General features: G+C 62.3%; 12 protein-coding genes. 3 read left to right on the top strand and 9 right to left on the bottom strand.

The window, feature by feature from the left end; all coding sequences use genetic code 11:
- Positions 1-18: 18 nt before the first annotated feature.
- Together AC0L2K_RS18205 and AC0L2K_RS18200 are read left to right on the top strand one after the other, a co-directional pair.
- On the top strand, positions 19-735 hold the full coding sequence (locus AC0L2K_RS18205; protein WP_023799215.1) for a Bax inhibitor-1/YccA family protein: 717 nt from the start codon (positions 19-21) through the stop codon (positions 733-735).
- 124 nt (positions 736-859) lie between these two features.
- Complete coding sequence (locus AC0L2K_RS18200; RefSeq protein ID WP_473531985.1) at positions 860-1162, top strand: hypothetical protein; 303 nt, start codon at positions 860-862, stop codon at positions 1160-1162.
- 455 nt (positions 1163-1617) lie between these two features.
- On the opposite strand, the gene AC0L2K_RS18195 is transcribed toward AC0L2K_RS18200, so the two are convergent.
- Complete coding sequence (locus tag AC0L2K_RS18195; protein WP_473531984.1) at positions 1618-2565, bottom strand: homocysteine S-methyltransferase family protein; 948 nt, start codon at positions 2563-2565, stop codon at positions 1618-1620.
- Between the two features lie 243 nt (positions 2566-2808).
- On the opposite strand from AC0L2K_RS18195, the gene AC0L2K_RS18190 reads away from it, so the two are divergent.
- Positions 2809-3462, top strand: a complete 654-nt coding sequence (locus AC0L2K_RS18190) for a TetR/AcrR family transcriptional regulator (protein ID WP_473531983.1) — start codon at positions 2809-2811, stop codon at positions 3460-3462.
- Positions 3463-3543: 81 nt separating this feature from the next.
- On the opposite strand, the gene AC0L2K_RS18185 is transcribed toward AC0L2K_RS18190, so the two are convergent.
- The 8 genes from AC0L2K_RS18185 to AC0L2K_RS18150 form a co-directional block, all read right to left on the bottom strand.
- A complete protein-coding gene (locus AC0L2K_RS18185) occupies positions 3544-4014 on the bottom strand; it encodes a YbaK/EbsC family protein (RefSeq protein ID WP_473531982.1) in 471 nt (156 codons plus the stop codon).
- A 12-nt stretch (positions 4015-4026) separates the two neighbouring features.
- The gene (locus AC0L2K_RS18180) at positions 4027-4848 is read right to left on the bottom strand and encodes an MBL fold metallo-hydrolase (RefSeq protein ID WP_473531981.1); all 822 of its coding nucleotides are present in this window, start codon (positions 4846-4848) and stop codon (positions 4027-4029) included.
- A 3-nt stretch (positions 4849-4851) separates the two neighbouring features.
- The gene (locus AC0L2K_RS18175; protein WP_473531980.1) at positions 4852-5646 is read right to left on the bottom strand and encodes a TatD family hydrolase; all 795 of its coding nucleotides are present in this window, start codon (positions 5644-5646) and stop codon (positions 4852-4854) included.
- Positions 5646-7199, bottom strand: coding sequence for a methionine--tRNA ligase (gene metG / locus AC0L2K_RS18170; RefSeq protein WP_473531979.1), 1554 nt, complete (start codon positions 7197-7199; stop codon positions 5646-5648). Before metG ends, AC0L2K_RS18175 begins: the two co-directional genes overlap by 1 nt.
- Positions 7200-7279: 80 nt before the next feature.
- A complete protein-coding gene (locus AC0L2K_RS18165) occupies positions 7280-8335 on the bottom strand; it encodes a DNA polymerase III subunit delta' (protein WP_128248160.1) in 1056 nt (351 codons plus the stop codon).
- Positions 8332-9003 (bottom strand): dTMP kinase, encoded by a 672-nt coding sequence (gene tmk, locus AC0L2K_RS18160; protein WP_287282751.1) that lies wholly within the window; start codon positions 9001-9003, stop codon positions 8332-8334. The genes AC0L2K_RS18165 and tmk overlap by 4 nt, the downstream gene beginning before the upstream one ends.
- A 64-nt stretch (positions 9004-9067) precedes the next feature.
- Positions 9068-10234 carry a D-alanyl-D-alanine carboxypeptidase family protein gene (locus AC0L2K_RS18155; RefSeq protein WP_287282752.1) on the bottom strand — a complete coding sequence of 389 codons (1167 nt, stop codon included), beginning with the start codon at positions 10232-10234 and terminating at the stop codon, positions 9068-9070.
- A 107-nt stretch (positions 10235-10341) separates the two neighbouring features.
- Complete coding sequence (locus AC0L2K_RS18150) at positions 10342-11565, bottom strand: septal ring lytic transglycosylase RlpA family protein (RefSeq protein WP_473531978.1); 1224 nt, start codon at positions 11563-11565, stop codon at positions 10342-10344.
- Positions 11566-12258 lie beyond the last annotated feature (693 nt).

Raw genomic sequence — 12258 nt, 5'->3', positions numbered from 1 at the left:
TCACAAAGGAGAAGCCGCATGAACACCCCCAATCTAGGTTACCGCACCGGCGTCGGAGCCCAAACCGGCGCCGTCTATGACGAGGGCCTGCGCCAGCACATGCTGCGCGTCTACAACTACATGGGAATTGGCCTCGTCGTTACCGGCGTGATCGCCTTCGTCGTGGCTTCGACGCCAGCCCTCTACGTGCCGATCTTTTCCACTCCGTTGAAGTGGGTGGTGATGCTGGCGCCGCTCGCCTTCGTGCTGTTGTTCTCGTTCCGGATACAGACGATGTCCGCAGCCGGCGCTCAGGCGATGTTCTGGGCATTCTGTGCGGTCATGGGCCTGTCGCTGGCGTCCGTGTTCCTGGTGTTCACCGGGACCAGCATCGCGCGCACCTTCTTCATCGCCGCCACCATGTTCGGCGCGACCAGCCTTTACGGCTACACGACCAAACGCGACCTGACCCAGTTCTCGTCCTTCCTGATCATGGGTCTGATCGGCGTGGTGATCGCCAGCATCGTCAACATCTTCCTCGGCTCGACCGCGCTCCAGTTCGCCATCTCGGTGATCGGCATCGCCGTGTTCATCGGCCTCACCGCCTGGGATACCCAGACGATCAAGGAGCAGTTTGCTGAAAACTTCGGTGCGGAATCGCAGCAGAAGCTCGCCGTCTTCGGTGCATTCTCGCTCTATCTGAATTTTATCAACATCTTCCAGCTGCTGTTGAACTTCACCGGCGAGCGCGAATAGCCGCGTCAAATCCATGCATGTCGCGGCAGCGGTTTTGGAGCAGCGACATGCGTGAACAGCGACTTGAGGCGCTTCGCGAAAATCTCTCGCAACGCGGCGCGCCTGGATATCGGAGTTGCTTCCCATGGACAGGAACGATCAGCAGGCGATCGGCACTCTTTTCGAGAAACTTGCCAACGTCGAGCGGCAGACGCCGCCGCGCGACGCCGAAGCGGAACGCTTCATCAACGATCAGATTGCCCGGCAGCCCGGCGCCCCATTACTACATGGCGCCAGGGAGGGTAGGAGGCACGGCAATCGAGGAAAAGGTCGGGCTGATACGGACCTGTCGCTGGGTGGCTGCATCGCGCGAAGCTGGCTGGTAGGAGACCGGGCATCCATGGTGGCGATACGCTTGCGATCCAGCCGACGAAGCAAGCCGCTGTGACCACTGTGTCTTCGAGGTGCCCAAGGCGAACTCTGCCAACCTGAGGAGCTGCACGTCAGAAGTGCCCGCCGGCGCGAAGATGTGGTGCGCATCCCGCAGCAATCTTTCGATGGGCCGGTCGGCGAACAATCCACAGGCGGCATGCACCTCCATGGCATTGCGGGCGTCGACAGCGACGCCGGGCGCGTCGCCAGCACTCGATCTTCCGACGTGAATCCAAATCGATCTGGGATAGGTGCGTTTCACGAGTGACTCCTTGCTATGCGATAAGACGTTGATCGCTGCAATGTCGCACTTCAAGATAGAACCCGCTTCCACCCATCAGAAAGTCGCATAAGATAGATTATGGAACTGATAGCGTTGCTTTTCGGCCCAACCGCAGTTCCTTGTTTCCTTGGAACCAGCGGAACTGCGGTTGGTAGTGCATTGCGCGTCTCCTGCGACGCACCCAAGTCCTACGCCGCTTGCGGCACGCAGGCCTCGCAGATCGCCGCGATGTGCCGGTGGTCGGTGCCGCAGCAGCCGCCCAGGATGCGCATCGTCGGAAACGAGGCTGTCAGCCTGCTGTAGCGCCGCCCGAGATCGTCCGGGTCGCCCGCGTCGAGCGTTTCCAATTCGTCCAGTTCGGCATGGCTTTTGGTTGAAGCGTTCGCCTTCACGCCATAGACGCGATCGAGCCAGCGCTCGCCCTTGTTCAGCGCCTGCATGAAATGCGTCGGATGGGCGCAGTTGATCATATAGTAGGCCGGCGCACCGTCTGTCGCGTCATCGACCCTGTCGATCGCCTCGCTGAGCGTCGTGCCGGTTACCAGCTTGCCGTCCGTCTCCACCGTGAACGAGATCATGCACGGCATCTCATGCGCCTTGGCAGCCCGCGCCACGCCGATTGCCTCGTGGAAATTGGTGAGCGTATAGGCCGCAACCATGTCGGCCTCGGTCCGCGCGAAACTCTCGATCTGCGCCGCGTGATAGGCTTCCGCCTCGCTGGCGTCCATCTTGCCGGCTTTGTAGCCGTCGCCGCGCGGTCCGATCGCACCGCTGATGACGCACGGCGTTTCGGCGGTCTCGAACTCATTGCGCAGGTCGAGAAGAAGCTCGATCGAGGCCTCGTTGACGGCCCGCAACGCTTCCGGCCCGTAGCCGAGCAAGTTTCCCCAATCGGGGTTGGCTCGCCATGTCGGCGTGTCGAGGATGAAACCGGTCCCATTTCTGCGCGCAATGGTCAGATAACGGACAAAATATTCCCTCAGCTTCTGCCGGCCTTCGGCCGTTGCCATCAGCGTGAATGAAGCAAAGTGCGGAAGGTCGAGGCCTTCGTGAAAGATGAGGGTCGTTTCCATGCCGCCATCGCTCAGGAATGTTCTGTTGGCGAGTTGCGGCAGATTCTGGCGGTACTTGGCCATGTTTGTCTCCAGTGGTAAGATGACACCGTGCCGACCTGATGGCGGCCGGTTCGCAATAGCCAGGTTTTAGCAGTACGTGCCGCCGTTGCGGTAGAAGGCTTGTGGTCCGGTACTCCACCGAAGCGGAAACCGCAGCAATTACAGACGGATAGCCGCGCTGGGCCGGTCATATTGCTATCGGTGCCGATGGTGGCGGGTGTGAAAACCATACCGCCGGTACAGTAGATTTGAGGGCATTCGGCCATGCGCAAAGGTGCGGAAACGCGCGAACGCATTCTGGAGATCGCCGAGGCCTCGGTGCTCGCCAAGGGGTTCGGCGCGACGTCCATCGAGGAGGTGATCGCCGAAGCCGGCATCACCAAGAGCGGCTTCTTCTATCATTTCAAGGACAAGAACGAACTCGCCCGCGCCTTGATGCTGCGCTACGTCGAGGAGAACGACCGCATCTTCGATGATGTGTTTCACCGCGGCCGGCAATTGTCCGATGATCCGTTGCAGTCGTTCCTGATCACGCTCAAACTGCTTGCCGAACTGATGGGTGATCTGCCGAACGGCCACCCCGGCTGCCTGATCGCGACGTTCACCTATCAGGAGCGCCTCTTCGACCGCACCGTTCGCGACATCGCCGCCGCCGCCGTCCGCTCCTGGAACGGGCGGTTTCGCGATGCGCTGAACGAGATCGCGGCCGTTTACCCTGCCCGCAAGGGCATGGACCTCGACGACGTCGCCATCATGTTCTCCTGTGTGATCGATGGCGGCATCATCATGTCGCGGGGGCTCGGCGACCCGCGTGTCCTCGAACGCCAGATCCTCGCCTTCCGCAACGTCATAAAGATGTTGTTCGCGCCGGCGGCGCCCGAAATCATGCTGCCGCCCACCGCCATCGCCGCCGAATAGAGTGCTCCGGTCGCACGTTGCGGCGCGCCGAGGTCCCATTGCCCGGCTGTTCGCCGCGCTGCGATATCCAGCGCGTTCGATTCAGACTGCCAGCGTCGCCACGACAGCCTGCGCTGCCTGGACCATCGCCTGTGGCTCGGCGGCGAACACCGCATCGTGCGCGCCGGCCGCTGCCCAAATACGATCGAAACCGAGCAGCGTTTCGTCGGCGAACGCCGGGATTGCAATCAGATGGCCGATCGGCGCCACGCCGCCGATTGCAAATCCAGTCTCGTCGCGGATCTGCCGCGGGTCGGCGCGCTTCAGCAGCTCGCCGGCCAGTGCTGCAGCCTTGGCTAGATCGAGCTGGTTGGAGCCGGAAACCAGGAAGAGAAACAGCTTTCCGCTGGTTTCTCCCTGGAACACCAGGGATTTGACGATCTGGGCGACTGTGCAGCCGCATTGCGCGGCGGCTTGCTCGGCGGTGCGTGTCGAGGCGCCCATGCGCCTGATTTCGATGTCGAGGCCGGCATCGGCCGCTGCCCTGGTCACACGATCAATGCTTCCAGCCATGAAGAACCGAACCTATCGTTCAGATTCATAAGGGATTTCGATCGTCATGCCGTCATAGGCCGGGTCGACGTCGGCCGGCGTCTCGGCCATCACCGCAGCGTAGTCGAGCGGCACATGCATATGCGTCAGTACGGCCTTTTTCGGCGCCAGTTTTTCGATCCAGCCGAGTGCCTGGCCGAGCGACAGATGGCTCGGATGCGGCCTGTATTGCAGCGCATCGATGACCAGCACGTCGAGATCGCGCAGCCGTTCGGCGGTGGCGTCGGGGAAATCACTGACATCGGGGCAATAGGCGAGGCCGCCGATGCGAAACCCAAGCGATATGATGTCGCCATGGATCTGCGGCAGCGGCTCGAGGGACAGGGCACCCCCCTCGCCTTCGATCACCACCGGCCTGGCATGGTCGATGATATGGGGCTCGACAATGGGCGGATAGGAACTGCCTAACGGTGTTTCGAAACAATAGCCGAATGCTTCCCGTAAGCGCAGCATGGTCGGCTGGTCGGCGTTGATATCGATCCGATGACGCTGCTCGAGCACGAAGCCGCGCAAATCGTCGATGCCGTGGATGTGGTCGGCATGCGGATGCGTATAGACGACCGCATCTATGCGCCTGACTGAAGCCAGCAGCATCTGCGCGCGGAAATCCGGCCCGGTGTCGATGACGACTGTGGTCCTGTCGCCGTTTGCCGCGATCCGCTCGATGAGCGCTGCGGTGCGCATGCGCCGGTTCCTCGGATTGGCCGGATCGCAATTGCCCCAGTCGCCGGTGATGCGCGGCGTGCCCGGCGATGAGCCGCAGCCGAGAATGGTGAGGCGCAGCCGGTCGCTCATGCGTCAAACGCTCAGCGCGGTCGGGCGCGGCATCTTGCTGAACAGCCGGAAGAAATTGTCCGTGGTGACAGCGGCGATGTCAGCCTCGCTGACGCCGATCGTTTCGGCCAGCACCTTGGCCGTATGCGCGACATAGGCAGGCTCGTTGCGCTTGCCGCGAAACGGTACCGGCGCAAGGTACGGCGCGTCGGTTTCGACCAGCAGGCGGTCATGTGGCACATCGGCGGCGATGGCGCGCAGCTCGGCTGAATTCTTGAAAGTCACGATGCCGGAAAAGGAAACATAGCCGCCGAGCGCCACGCCGATTTCGGCCAGCCTGCGCCCTGACGAAAAACAGTGCAGGATGAACGGGAAGGCGCCCTTCCCTGTTTCCTCCTTGAGGATATCAGCCATGTCGCTGTCGGCATCACGCGCGTGGATGACCAGAGGCAGGCCCGTCTCGCGCGCTGCGGCGATGTGCGTGCGAAAGCCCTGCGCCTGCGCATCGCGCGGCGCATGATCGTAGAAATAGTCGAGCCCGGCCTCGCCGATCGCCACCACTTTGCGATGAGCGGACAGCCGGACAAGCGCCTCGACAGTCACGTCCAGCTCCTCGGCGGCGTTGTGAGGATGGGTGCCGACAGAGCAATAGACTTCGTCAAAAGATTCAGCGATCTCAATCACTTGTTGGAACCGCTTCACATGCGTCGAGATCGTCACCATGCGACCGATTCCAGCGGTCAAGGCGCGGGCGACGATGGCCGCCCGCTCCTCTGCGAACTCCGGAAAGTCGAGATGGCAGTGACTGTCGACCAACATCAGATGTTCGCGTCCGGCTGCTCGACGTAACGCGGAAACACGCCCTCCGGCGCGGGCAGAGTAACCCCCGATACCAGCGCATGGTCCGCGTGGACATGCACGAAATCGCGGCTGTCCTGTGGCACAGCCAGCAGGTCGAGCAGCTTGGCGGCCGACCCCGGAATGAAGGGCTGGCACAGCAGCGCCACGCGTCGGACGACTTCCGCGGTCGTCCACAGCACCGTTTCCATCCGCGCCGGATCGGTCTTTCTGAGCGCCCAGGGTTCCTGCGAGGCGAAGTAGCGATCGGCCTCCGCCACGACGCCAAAAATCGCCGCCAGCGCCAGATGGATGGCCTGCTCCGCCATTGCCTTGCGTGCAGCAGCAAGCGCCTCCACCGCCTGGTCGAGGGTCGCCCTGTCGGCCTCCACCAGCTCGCTGCGTTTCGGCACCATGCCGCCGCAGTTCTTGGCGATCATCGACAGCGAGCGCTGCGCCAGATTGCCAAGACCGTTGGCGAGGTCGGCATTGGTGCGGTTGACGATCGCCTCGTGGCTGTAGCTGCCGTCCTGGCCGAACGGCACCTCGCGCAGGAAGAAATAGCGCACCTGGTCGAGGCCGTAGTGCTCGACCATCGCGAACGGGTCGATGACGTTGCCGACCGATTTCGACATCTTCTCGCCGCGGTTGAACAGGAAGCCGTGACCGAAGACGCGGTTCGGCAAGGGGATTCCGGCCGACATCAGGAAGGCCGGCCAATAGACTGCGTGGAAGCGCACAATGTCCTTGCCGATGATATGTGCATCGGCAGGCCAGAAGCGCCAATTGTCAGCATTTTCATCGGGATATCCGGCAGCGGTGATGTAGTTGGTCAAGGCGTCAACCCAGACATACATCACATGCTTCTCGTCGCCCGGCACGGGGACGCCCCAATCGAACGTGGTCCGCGAAATCGAAAGATCCTTCAGGCCTGACTTGACGAAGCTGACCACCTCGTTGCGCCGTTCGGCAGGGCCGACGAAGTCGGGTTGGTTTTCGTAGAGCGTGATGAGCTTGTCCTGATAGGCCGACAGACGGAAGAAATAGCTCTCTTCCTCGACCCATTCGACAGGTGTTCCCTGCGGCCCGTAGCGGAGATTGTCGGCGCGGACCTCGGTCTCGTCTTCGCCGTAATAGGCTTCGTCGCGTACCGAATACCAGCCGGCATAACCGCCCTTGTAGATGTCGCCATTGGCGGCCATCGCCTTCCAGATCGCCTGAGAGGCTGCGTAGTGCCGCTTTTCGGTAGTGCGGATGAAATCGTCATTGGAGGCGTTGAGCGCAACGGCCATGCGCTGGAAGTCGGCCGCATTGCGGTCGGCCAGTTCACGCGGCGAAATGCCTTCCTTCTTCGCCGTCTGCAGCATCTTGATGCCGTGCTCGTCGGTGCCGGTGAGGAAGAAGACTTGCTTGCCGTCGAGCCGCTGAAAGCGGGCGAGTGCGTCGGTGGCGATAAGCTCGTAGGCATGGCCGATATGCGGCTTGCCATTGGGATAGGAAATCGCCGTGGTGATGTAGAATGTGTCGCGTGACATGAATGAACCGTCATGAATGTCTGAATGAATGATGCCGGTGGATATCGCATCGAAACGGCGATTGCCATCCCGATGGGCCGTCACATTCGCATTGCAGAATTCAGGCGGTCGATCATGGTCAAGGCATGCTGCTTCTTGTCGAGATTGTAGGTGTCGGTCTCAGATATAGCGTTCAAAGCCTCGTGCCAAGTATCGGACAGCGTTTTGGCCCGCGCCAGATCGCCCGCCAGCGCGGCCTGGCTGGCGCCGGTCGAGAGCAGGTCTAGCGCCCGGCGATTGAAAATTTCGAACTGGATCGCCCGGTCGCGCCCGGCGACCGCCTCCGCGAGGCGATAGGCGCCGGCAACATCGCTCTTTGCCGCTGTCGCCAGGGCGTCGAGCGTCTCGGCGATTTCCAGCCCGCCATACTGCGTCAACAGGATTGCGGTGCGCGCGCTGCCCCCTGCCCGCTTGGCCAGTGCCGCGCGCGCCGCGGGATCGTCCGGTGGCGGTGGTTCGACGCTCTCCAGAACCGTCATCAGGCTCTCGGCATCGAGCGGTGTCAGCCGCACCATCTGGCAGCGCGAGCGGATCGTCGGCAGCAGGCTGCCCGGCGCATGGACGATGAGGATGAACAAGGTGCGTGCCGGTGGTTCTTCAAGATTCTTCAGCAAGGCGTTGGCCGCATTGGTATTCATGTCGTCGGCCGGGTCGACGATCACCACCCGGTAGCTGCCGTCATGCGAGGTCAGCGACAGGAAACGGCTGACCTTGCGGATCTCGTCGACGGTGACGACCGTCTTGAAACTCTTGGTCTTGTCGTTCGGCGGGCGGGTCAGATGCAGCACCGAAGGATGCGCGCCGGTGGCGATCTGGCGAAAGAGCGATGACGTCGGATCGGGAACGGCAAGGACCTCCGGCGCCTGTTCGAACGCGGGATGCTTCAACAGATGATGCGCCAGATGAAAGGCGAGTGTCGCCTTGCCGATGCCGACCGGCCCGACAAAGATCAGCGCATGCGGCAGCTTCCCGGAGCGATAGGCTGAGGCCAGCATGTTCGCTGCCTGGTCATGTCCGACCAGGCGCGGCGTCTCGGATGGCTCGGGTACGCCGTCAAGCGTGTCGTGCTGTTCTGGTGCGATCCGTTCGAAAATCATCCCGGCGCCTGCTTCCTGTGCCTCGGCGTCATCGTCCCCAGCGCCGCGAACACGGCGCCGGTGACGACATTCTCCACCGTATCGGGGTCGGCGGACGCGTCGACGACGATGCAGCGCTCGGGTTCTGCCGCGGCGATCGCCAAAAACGCTTCGCGGCGGCGCTGGTGGATATCAAGCGTTTCCTTTTCGAAGCGGTCGGCGCCGGCATCGGTGCCCCGCCGTGCGGTGGCGCGCCGCAGTCCTTCGGCCGGGTCGACATCGAAGATCAGCGTCATGTCGGGCACCATGCCGTTGATGGCGACCTTTTCCAGAGCGTCCATAAAGGCTGGATCGAGGCCGCCGGTGACGCCCTGATAGACGCGCGAGGAGTCCATAAAGCGATCACAAAGCACGATCGAGCCGCGCTCGACCGCCGGCCGGATGACCTGCTCGACATGGTCGGAACGCGCGGCGGCGAACAGCAGCGCCTCCATCCTGGGACCGAATGGCTCGGCAGCCCCGGAAAGCAGGACATGCCGGACCGCCTCTGCGCCTGGCGAGCCGCCCGGCTCCCGCGTGACAACGACATCGTATTGCTTGGCGCGCATCTTGCCGGCCAGGCGCTCGATCTGCGTCGACTTGCCTGCCCCTTCTCCGCCTTCGAAAGTGATGAAGAATCCGTGCGCCAAAGCCTTTATCCATGCTGCGGGACCGTAATAGTCCTGACTTGAGAAAAGGTCTACGCCGCGGCCGCTAACGCAGCCAGCCCACCGCCAGTTCCTTGGCGGCATCGAGCGCGCGTTGCGGCAGCGAGCCTACGCCAACCGTTTCGGCGGCGAAAAGCGGCGTTTCCTGGCTCAGCGTGTCACCGATCCAGACCCGCAGGGCACCCACCGGTTGCCCCCCCTCCACGGGGGCTGCAACCGGTCCCTCATAGACGATCCTGGCGGTCAGCTTGTCGCGGTTGGCGATCGGCAGGAAGATGACCACTGGCGCTTTTGCCTTCAGCGCCACGCCGGATTTCGCGCCGCCGAAAACCTGGGCCTCGCCGACCACCTCGTCCTTGGCGAAAATCTCGGTTTTCTCAAAGGAACGAAGGCCCCAGTCGAGCAGCTTTCGCGCTTCTTCGGCGCGCTCGCGGTCGTTTGCCAGGCCGCTCATCGCCGCAATGACCCGCCTGCCACCTTGGCTGACCGAGCCGACGATGCCGAAGCCGGATGCCTCGCTCCTGCCCATCGCCAGCCCGTCGGCGCCGATATCCATCGCCAGCAGCGGGTTACGGTTCCTCTGGGTGATCTTGTTCCAGGTGAAGTCCTTCTGGCTGTAATAGCGATAAAGCTCCGGGTACTCGCGCCAGATATGCAGGGCAAGGAGCGCAAGCTCTCGAACCGTCGTTTGCTGACCATCGGCCGGCAGTCCGGTTGCATTGACGAATGTCGATTTCTCGAGGCCAATCTGCCTTGCGCGCTCGGTCATCTCAGTCGCGAAATTCGTCTCCGACCCGGCAAACCCTTCTGCGATGATGATGCAGCCGTCATTGGCTGCCTGGACCGTCACGCCCTGGATCAGGTCTTGAAGCCGGATCGTCGACTTGAGTTGGGCAAACATCGTCGATGTTCCGGATGGCGCGCCGCCGGTGCGCCATGCGTTCTCACTCACCACGTATGTATCGTCGAGCGTCACGCGCCCCGATTTGATGGCGTTGAACACCACCTCCATCGTCATCAGCTTGGCCAGCGACGCCGGCTGAATCGGCCTGTCGGCATCCTTGGAAAACAGCACCGTTCCGGTTTCGGCATCGATCATGAAGGCCTGCGCGGCCTTGGTTTCGAAAAGCTGCGCCGTGGCCGGAGCCAGCGAAAGCAGCAGGAGGCCAAAACCCAGAAGCCCGGCGAGAGGCGCGGCGAAGCGAAATTTCATGAGAAGTTCGACCTGTCAGCCGGTAGTTCCGGGCAAGCTCTATCAGGCTTTGTCCCGGCCGAGCAACCGCGCGATGGAGAACTGGCCAAAACTTCAGATTTTGCCGGTCAATTCCGAACCACGAGCGCGTCCGGCGCGCCATGCGACCATGCCGCCTGCAGCATCTCGTCCAGGCTGCCATGGCCGTCCGGGTAGAGATTGACCGAATACCAGTCCTTGCCCTCGAACTCGGAGCGCTGGATTTCGGTCTTGCCAAAGCCGGAAAGTTGGGTTGCCACCTGCTGCGCCTCGGCGGCATCCTCGAACGAGCCCGCCGCGATATAGTCCGTGGGCAAAGCGGCCGTAGAAACTTGCCGCTTCCACGATTGCAGGATTTCGGCGGGCCCGGCGCCATCCAGCGCGGCAAAGACAGTGGAGGCGCGCTGCACGCGTTCGTTGGCGTAAGACAGCGTCGCTACCCTGAACGGCGATTGCGGCGGCAGATTGATCTGCGGCCGTTCCGGTACGATCGGCCCGAAATCGGGCAGCGTCACACTGCCAGCGGCCGACGTCTGCGCTGCCACGACAGGCTGTGCTGATGCGGAATTCGTCAACTGGCCGGGAAAGGCAGCGGCGGCGGCCAACGCCGTGCTCGGCGATGGTCCATTCATGGCGATCATGACGCCGGTGGGCAGGCTGTCCGACGGATCCGGCACTCTGTTGCCTGGATTATAGGAGGCCATCAGATACTGTTCGTCATTGCCGTGAAGCGGCGCCCGTCCGACATATTCGACCTTCACCTTGGCCGTGCCGATATTGGCGTAGTCGAGCATTTCGGCGGCCCGCTTCGACACATCGATGATGCGCCCGTCATGGTAAGGACCGCGATCGTTGACGCGCACGACGACCGAGCTGCCGGTCTTCAGATTGGTGACGCGCGCATAGCTCGGCAGCGGCATTGTCGGATGCGCGCCGGTCAGATGTGTCATGTCGTAGACTTCGCCGTTGGCGGTCAGCCTGCCGTGGAAGGCTTCGCCATACCAGGAGGCGAGACCCTTCTTGGCGTAGCGCTTGTCTTCCTTCGGATAATACCACTTGCCGCGCACTTGATAGGGCTTGCCGAGCTGATCGCGTCCGCCGCCACGCTGCAGGCCCGACATCTTGAAGGTAACGCGCGGGCTGGCTTTTACGCCATATTCGGATTCGGAAAAATATTCCTTGGAGCGAGGCTTCTTGTTGACCATTGCCTTCGGCTGTGGCGGCGCCGCGCAAGCCGCCAGCAAGGCAGCCGACAGGGCACACAACGCGAAAGCGGAAGCGCGACGAAGACGCGGGCGCGTCGTGCGTGGCATTTTTCGATTGTCCCCTCTCAACAAAGGCGCCGCGACTTGACCGTCGGCCGGGCCAAAACCTACCCGACAATGCCAGCGCCGCCTTGATTCCCAATCCCTTGTGCACAGGAATTGTTTATCACCGTATTAACCGATTATGGTCGGAACCGGGCGAGATTGTGGCCCAAGCCGGCGATCGCTGTGAGAAATCACAGCGTTTCGAGCTTTGGCGCAGCGCTGCTCGTCCTGCTCAAGCCCCGCTGTCAAGCGCCCGTGCCCTGCCCCTGGCAGGAACCGGCAACAGCCGGTTGACAGGACTTCGTTGGGCGCACTAGAGCAATGAAGCGCGAACGATCTCCGAGGCGCGCCCACAGGGTACGCGTTGCGATCAGGACGAGCATCCAGGTGGTTGAAAAATCACGATGGAGGGATGGCCGAGCGGTTTAAGGCACCGGTCTTGAAATTCGGTGCCAGCCATACCGAGCCATATCGCAGCGTCCCTGCAAAGCCTTCTCTAGCAAGGGTTTGAAGACTCGCCAGCGCCGTTTGTGCCACGTCGTCCCGTCCGATACCGTAGCGTTGCGTTGCAAAAAGCGTAGCAGCACGTTCTTAGCCTGTTCCCCAAAGGACGAAGCCGCCACCATGAGGCAGCGGGCTAACCGGGAATATCGCGTTGAGACGTCAGGGGCGCCTCTTGCGGGGGCGAAGCTTTTG

The sequence above is a fragment of the Mesorhizobium sp. WSM4817 genome (assembly GCF_055811135.1).
The sequence above is the reverse complement of the archived record's forward strand: the minus strand, read 5'-3'. Positions and strand labels throughout refer to the sequence as shown.

Coding starts and splice junctions, on each gene's coding strand:
- AC0L2K_RS18195 (WP_473531984.1), bottom strand. CDS start 2,565: ATGGCCAAGTACCGCCAGAATCTGCCGCAACTCGCCAACAGAACATTC.
- AC0L2K_RS18175 (WP_473531980.1), bottom strand. CDS start 5,646: ATGTTGGTCGACAGTCACTGCCATCTCGACTTTCCGGAGTTCGCAGAG.
- AC0L2K_RS18185 (WP_473531982.1), bottom strand. CDS start 4,014: ATGGCTGGAAGCATTGATCGTGTGACCAGGGCAGCGGCCGATGCCGGC.
- metG (WP_473531979.1), bottom strand. CDS start 7,199: ATGTCACGCGACACATTCTACATCACCACGGCGATTTCCTATCCCAAT.
- AC0L2K_RS18205 (WP_023799215.1), top strand. CDS start 19: ATGAACACCCCCAATCTAGGTTACCGCACCGGCGTCGGAGCCCAAACC.
- AC0L2K_RS18165 (WP_128248160.1), bottom strand. CDS start 8,335: ATGATTTTCGAACGGATCGCACCAGAACAGCACGACACGCTTGACGGC.
- AC0L2K_RS18155 (WP_287282752.1), bottom strand. CDS start 10,234: ATGAAATTTCGCTTCGCCGCGCCTCTCGCCGGGCTTCTGGGTTTTGGC.
- AC0L2K_RS18150 (WP_473531978.1), bottom strand. CDS start 11,565: ATGCCACGCACGACGCGCCCGCGTCTTCGTCGCGCTTCCGCTTTCGCG.
- AC0L2K_RS18190 (WP_473531983.1), top strand. CDS start 2,809: ATGCGCAAAGGTGCGGAAACGCGCGAACGCATTCTGGAGATCGCCGAG.
- AC0L2K_RS18180 (WP_473531981.1), bottom strand. CDS start 4,848: ATGAGCGACCGGCTGCGCCTCACCATTCTCGGCTGCGGCTCATCGCCG.
- AC0L2K_RS18200 (WP_473531985.1), top strand. CDS start 860: ATGGACAGGAACGATCAGCAGGCGATCGGCACTCTTTTCGAGAAACTT.